The organism is Flavobacterium sp. (genome assembly GCF_003525665.1).
GTDB lineage: Bacteria > Bacteroidota > Bacteroidia > Flavobacteriales > Flavobacteriaceae > Flavobacterium.
Genome location: NZ_DQDX01000113.1, coordinates 1 through 7127, shown reverse-complemented (window position 1 = coordinate 7127; position 7127 = coordinate 1). Strand labels below are relative to the sequence as shown.

The 7127-nt window shown below is 33.6% G+C and carries 5 protein-coding genes; all 5 read left to right on the top strand.

The features are described from left to right. Window positions 1-98 (top strand): cyclomaltodextrinase C-terminal domain-containing protein (locus DIU01_RS15595; RefSeq protein ID WP_367221862.1); only part of this gene is annotated, 98 nt, incomplete at its 5' end. Window positions 99-160: 62 nt separating this feature from the next. Further along, on the top strand, window positions 161-1813 hold the full coding sequence (locus DIU01_RS08225) for an alpha-amylase family glycosyl hydrolase (protein WP_290833363.1): 1653 nt from the start codon (window positions 161-163) through the stop codon (window positions 1811-1813). Window positions 1814-1951: 138 nt separating this feature from the next. Next, window positions 1952-2638 (top strand): glycerophosphodiester phosphodiesterase family protein, encoded by a 687-nt coding sequence (locus tag DIU01_RS08220; protein ID WP_290833361.1) that lies wholly within the window; start codon window positions 1952-1954, stop codon window positions 2636-2638. A gap of 66 nt (window positions 2639-2704) precedes the next feature. Further along, window positions 2705-3922 carry an NAD(P)/FAD-dependent oxidoreductase gene (locus DIU01_RS08215; protein WP_290833359.1) on the top strand — a complete coding sequence of 406 codons (1218 nt, stop codon included), beginning with the start codon at window positions 2705-2707 and terminating at the stop codon, window positions 3920-3922. A gap of 66 nt (window positions 3923-3988) precedes the next feature. After that, window positions 3989-7127, top strand: a 3139-nt coding sequence (locus tag DIU01_RS08210) for a choice-of-anchor L domain-containing protein (protein WP_290833357.1), incomplete at its 3' end; no start/stop codon positions are given.

Below are 7127 nucleotides of genomic sequence, written 5' to 3'. Positions count from 1 at the left end.
ACAAATCAGGAAAAGATATTCTAACAGAAAAATCATTTGATCTAAAAAATGACATTCAAATAGAAGGAAAATCGGTTTTAATTTTGGAATTAAAATAAAGTCTTAAATAATCAAACCTCAAAGGTTTTAAAATCTTTGAGGTTTCTTACTAAAATGAATTATGAAAAAAATATTATCTTTAATTGCAGTTATACTATTTTTCTCAAGTTGTAAATCAACAAAAGAAATAACATCCAAAGAAACGAAAACTCCTTTCGTTTGGGAAAGCGCCAACGTTTATTTTCTATTAACCGATAGATTTAATAACGGAGATAAAACCAACGACCTCAACTACAACAGAAACAAACCAACCGGAAAATTACGCGGATTTGAAGGTGGCGATATCCGTGGAATTATTCAAAAATTAGACGAAGGTTATTTTGAAAATCTAGGAATAAATGTAATTTGGATGACACCAATTGTGGAGCAAATTCATGATGGCGTTGATGAAGGAACCGGATTTTCTTACGGATTTCACGGTTATTGGACACGAGATTGGAGTGCATTAGATCCAAATTTCGGAACGAAAAAAGATTTGGCAGAATTAGTTCAAAAAGCGCATGCGAAAGGAATTAGAATCATGCTAGATGCAGTTATCAATCACACTGGACCAGTTACTTCTGAAGATGCTGTTTATCCTAGTGATTGGGTTCGAACTTCACCAAAATGCCAATACAACAATTATGAAAATACAATTGCGTGCACCTTGGTAGAAAATCTTCCAGACGTAAAAACCGAAAGCAATCAAGCAGTAGAATTATCACCTTTTTTAGTCGAAAAATGGAAAAAAGAAGGACGTCATGACGAAGAACTAGCCGAATTGGATGCCTTTTTCGCTAAAACAAAATATCCTCGTGCGCCAAAATACTACATCATGAAATGGCTTTCCGATTATATTGTAGATTACGGAATTGATGGCTACAGAGTTGATACTGCAAAACACACTACAGAAGATGTTTGGGCCGATTTCAAGAAAGTTTGCGATGCAGCTTTCGCTGAATTTAAAGCTAAAAATCCAAAAAAAGTGTTGGATAACAATCCGTTTTTTACCGTTGGTGAAGTGTATGGTTACAACATTGGTAGTAAAAGAATCTACGATTTTGGAGATAAAAAAGTCGATTATTACGCCAATGGTTTTACTGGTTTAATCAATTTTGATTTTAGAAATGAAGCCAAAATGAACTACGAACCATTATTTTCTAAATACGCATCTATTCTTCAAAACGATTTGAAAGGAAACACAGTCATGAATTATGTTTCGTCACACGATGACGGTTGGCCATTTGATAAAAAACGCGAAAGAACATTTGAATCTGCAACAAAATTATTGCTTACACCAGGAATTTCTCAGGTATATTATGGCGACGAATTGGCGCGCTCTTTGGATATTGAAGGTACTCAAGGCGACGCAACTTTGCGTTCGTTTATGAATTGGGATGATTTAAATACCAATCCAAAGACGTCAGCAATTAATTTGCACTGGCAAAAATTAGGTCAGTTTAGACGAAATCATCCAGCAGTTGGCGCTGGAATTCACAGGCAAATTTCTAGCTCACCATATGTATTTAGTCGTGAATATTCCAAAGATAATTTTACTGATAAAGTGGTAGTTGGTTTGGATTTATCAATCGGAAATAAAACAATTTCGGTTGGAACAATTTTCGAAAACGGAACTAAGGTTAAAGATGCCTATTCGGGAAAAACATCGGAAGTTATTAATGGAAAAGTTACAGTTGATTCAGAATTTGGAATTCTTTTATTGGAGAAAAATTAATAACAATATCATAACATGATAATTTAAACCAATAATTCACAACAAATTAGTTTTGAGATAGTAATTTCAATTAAATTTATCATAATGAAAATCTGCTATTTATTTTTAATTTCATTTCTATTTATACAATGCAACGTGATGAAAAAACCACTAAATATTGGACATCGAGGCGCAATGGGACACGAAACTGAAAACACCATTTCCTCCATCAAAAAAGCTTTGGAACTTAATGTCGACATGATTGAAATTGACGTTTTTGTAATAAAATCTGGCGAAGTTGTGGTTTTTCATGATGATCTCTTGGATAGTTTAACAAATGCTAAAGGAAAAATAGAAGATTATACTTGGGAAGATCTTAAAAAAGTAGTTGTAAAAGGAAATCATAAAATTCCTCTTTTGGAAGATGTAATTACAACCATAAATAAAAAAACTCCTTTAAACATTGAATTAAAAGGAAGTAAAACTGCCAAACCTGTTTTTGATATTCTTACTACTTTTTATGATAAAGGATGGACAAGAGCTGATTTCAATATTTCAAGTTTTCTATGGGAGGAATTAGAAAATTATAGAAAACTTGATACTACTATTTCCATTGGAATTTTAACAGAAGAGAACCCAATTGACGCCGTAACTATTGCCCAAAAATTAAAAGCTCAAAGTATTAATCCGTGGTATAAAACTTTAACATCAGAAAATATTGAACTGATTCATAAAAAAGGTTTCAAAATTTATACTTACACAGTCAATGAACCTCATACAATAAACCAAATGATTCGTTTGGGTGTCGATGGAATTTTTTGCAATTATCCTGAACGATTGCATTAAAGTTTAGTGTTTTAAAAGTTTATCTTTGCAGAGATTAAAACTTTGCTAAAGATTTTCAAAAAACAAATGAATTCAAAATACGATATAATACTAGTTGGCGCAGGCGCAGCAGGATTTTTTACAGCCATAAACATAGTTGAGAAAAATCCAAAATTAAAAGTTGCTATTCTCGAACGCGGAAAAGAAGTTTTAACAAAAGTTAGAATTTCTGGTGGCGGACGATGCAATGTTACCCATGCGTGTTTTGTGCCCAACGATCTAGTCAAATTTTATCCTCGTGGTGAAAAGGAATTACGCGGACCTTTTCATCAATTTTGTTCTGGAGATACGATTGAATGGTTTGAAAAAAATGGCGTTGAACTAAAAATTGAAGACGATGGACGAATGTTTCCAATATCCGATTCATCGCAAACTATTATTGATTGTTTTACAAATGCGACCAAAAAACTTGGAATTGATGTTTTAACCAATCAAAGCGTTCAATCGATTTTTAAAGCAGAAGATTATTGGAAAGTTGAAACCAATTCAGAAACTTTTGCTTGTCAGAAATTGGTCATGACAACAGGAAGTAATCCTAAAATTTGGGAAATGCTTTCGGAAATTGGTCATACAATTATTGAAGCCGTTCCTTCACTTTTTACATTCAATATCAAAGATAATCGCATCAAAGATTTGATGGGTTTATCGGCATTTGCATCAGTAAAAGTTAAAAACACAAAGTTGGAATCTTCTGGACCATTATTAATTACCCATTGGGGAATGTCTGGACCAGGAATTTTACGACTTTCGGCTTGGGGTGCGAGAATATTAGCTGACAAAAATTACCAATTTATTTTAGAAGTGAATTGGTTAAACGACTTAACATTTGAGGAAACTCTAGAAAAACTCAAAGAACTAAAATTAGAGCATTCTAAAAAAGCAGTTTCTAAGAAATCTCCATTTGATTTTCCGAATCGATTATGGGAAAGTTTGGTTTTGGCTTCAGAAATTTCAGAAGAAACTAAGTGGGCCGATTTATCTAAAAATCAACTACACAATTTAGCCAATCAACTCACCAACGGACAATTTCAAGTAAACGGAAAAAGTACTTTTAAAGAAGAATTTGTAACTGCTGGCGGAATCGATTTGAAAGAAATCAATTTTAAAACGATGGAAAGTAAATTACACGAAAATTTGTTTTTTGCTGGTGAAATTGTAAATATCGATGCCATCACTGGCGGATTTAATTTTCAAAATGCGTGGACTGGCGGATTCATTGTAGCTGAGGCGATTACGTCGAAATAAACTACCTTTTTATTTGTAAGTTGTTTAAAATCAACCTATATTTGGTATACTATAACCAAACCAAATATGAAAAAACAACTACTTTTTACTGTATTTGCAGTAGTTTTCACCTCTTTTTTATCGTTAGCACAAACCACTCTATCTTGTGGCGCAAGCTTTGTTGACAATGGAGGTGCGACTTCAAACTACCTAGACAACTCGGACGTAACTTATACAATAACGCCAACCGTTCCAGGAGAAATGGTGAGTATTATATTTACATCATTCGAAACAGAAGTCAACTGGGACGGACTTTACATCTTTAATGGAAATTCTATATTATCACCTCAAATTTCTAGTGGAAATCCAGCAGCAAGTGTTCCTGGAGGATTAGCTGGTGCTTTTTGGGGAACCAATATTCCAGAAATAATTACATCTTCAAGTCCGGACGGCTGTTTAACTTTACGCTTTAGAAGCGATCCATCAATTAACAAACCCGGATGGACTGCCAATGTTGTTTGTGGAACTGTAACTGGTTGTTTTAAACCAACTAACATCTTAGTTTCAAATTTAGTTTTTGGTTTAGCAACAATTGGTTGGGTTGAAAATAATGCAGCTACACAATGGGAAGTTCTACTATTACCGACTAACTCACCTGCTCCAACAGCAACATCAACAGGAATTATCACTACATCAAATCCATATGTTGCAACAGGATTGATTTCGGGTACAAGTTATAAAGCTTATGTTAGATCAATTTGTAGTGCAACCTCATCAAGTAATTGGTCTAATGCTACTAATTCATTTACAATTCCATCTTGTTCCGTTCCAACTTCCATCACAACAAATGGTTCAACCAGTACAACGGCAACAATTAATTGGACTTCAACTGCAACTCAATGGGAAGTGATTACATTGCCAAGCACTGCTCCAGCTCCAACGTCTGCATCAACTGGAACGATTGTAAATCAAAACTCCTATACAGCAACTGGTTTAATTATTGGAACAACTTATAAATTTTATGTTCGTTCTATTTGTTCTGCAACTGTAACTAGTAATTGGTCAACAGGTTATTCTTTTTCGGCTTTCAATTCGTTGCCACCGTTAACTACAAACTCAACTTTATACACAAACGAGCAATTAGTTTCAAATGTTTTAGTGAATAATTCTTGTATTACTATTTCAAATGTAACTTCAAGTACCGGAACAAATTTTGGTTCAACTAACGGAATTGGATACTTTACCAATACCAATCCTACATTTCCTTTAACATCTGGAATTGTTCTATCTACTGGAAATGTTAATAATGTTCCTGGTCCGAATACTACTATTTTAAGTGATGGAGTAACGGCATGGACTGGCGATGCTCAGCTGGAAGCCATAATTACAACAGCAACTGGACAAGCAATGAATTCTAAAAACGCTACCAAATTAGAATTTGATTTTACTAGTTTGAATGAATTTATGAGTTTTAATTTCCTATTTGCTTCTGATGAATACGGAACTTTTCAATGCTCTTTTTCTGATGCTTTTGCTTTCTTGTTGACCGATTTGGTTACTGGAGTTACAACAAATTTAGCCGTTGTGCCAGGAACTTCTACTCCTGTTTCTGTGGTTACAATAAGAGATAATGCATTAAATGCCGCATGTTCTTCTGTAAATGCTGGTTTTTTTGATACATCAAATGAAGGTGCAAATGCCTACTTATCGGCAACAAACTTTAATGGTCAAACTACAGAAATGTCCGCTTCATCTGTAATTTTACCAAATCATCCTTATCATATTAAATTAGTTGTAGCTGATAGAAGCGACAGTGCCTATGATTCTGCAGTATTTATTAAAGCTGGTAGTTTCACCTCTGGACCACCGCAATGTCATGATAAAATCAATCTAGTTGCTTTCTTAGATTCAAATAATAATGGCATTAAAGAAACTGGAGAAATAAATTTTTCATACGGTTCATTCGTTTCTCAACAAAATAATACTGGTCCAACAAGTGCTATCTATTCACCTTTTGGAACACATACCATTTATGATTCGAATCCAGCAAATACATATGATTTCAATTATTCTTTAGATACTGAATATGCAGCATATTATTCATCTGGAACTACAAATTTCAATGACATCGCAATTGCAGTTGGAAGCGGAACGCAAACATTGTATTTCCCAATAACTTTGACAAATGCATATAATGATGTTACAGTTTCATTAGTTCCAACAACTACACCAGTTCCAGGATTTAATTATAGTAATAAAATTGTATATAAAAACTTGGGAATCGCTGCAGCTAGCGGACAAATAAGTTTCACTAAAGATGCTAATGTAATGATCAATACTATTTCTGTTCCTGGAAGTTTAAGTACGGCAACAGGGTTTACTTATGATTTTGCTAATTTACAACCATATGAAAGTCAATTTATAAATGTTTCTATGAGTGTTCCTGCAATTCCTGTGGTGAATATTGATGATTTATTAACAAATAGTGCGTCAATTTCGACTCCAACAAGTGACGTTAATTCGATAAATAATTTATCAAATAACACGCAAATTGTTGTAGCATCTTATGATCCAAATGACAAAATGGAAGCACATGGTGAGAAAATACAATTCAATCAATTTGCAGCAAATGACTATTTGTATTATACCGTTCGTTTCCAAAATGAAGGAACTGCAAATGCTATTTCTGTGAGAATTGAAGATTTACTCGATGCACAGCTAGACGAAACCAGCATAAGAGTTTTGAGTGCAAGTCATTCTTATTACATGACTCGTGTAGGAAATTTGATTACTTGGAATTTTGACTTTATAAACCTGCCTCCAGCGTTAGCAAATGTAGAGCTAAGCAAAGGATATGTATTCTTTAAAGTTAAATTGAATCCAGGTTTTGCTGTTGGCGACATCATCCCAAATACTGCAAATATCTTTTTTGATACCAATCCAGCTATTGTAACCAATACTTTCAATACTGAATTTGTAGCAGCATTAAATAATTTGGATTTTAATTCTGGTAATTTCTTGCTTTATCCAAATCCAGCTACCGATTTAGTTCAAATAAGTTCAAATATCAATTCTGGTAACATTGAAAGTATCGTAATTTTTGATGTTTTAGGAAAAGTTGTGAAAAAAGTAGAAGCGGTAAATTCGAATCAAACTAACATCAATGTTTCTGAACTTTCATCCGGAGTTTATATGGTTGAAGTTGCAACAGATAACAAGGTGAAAC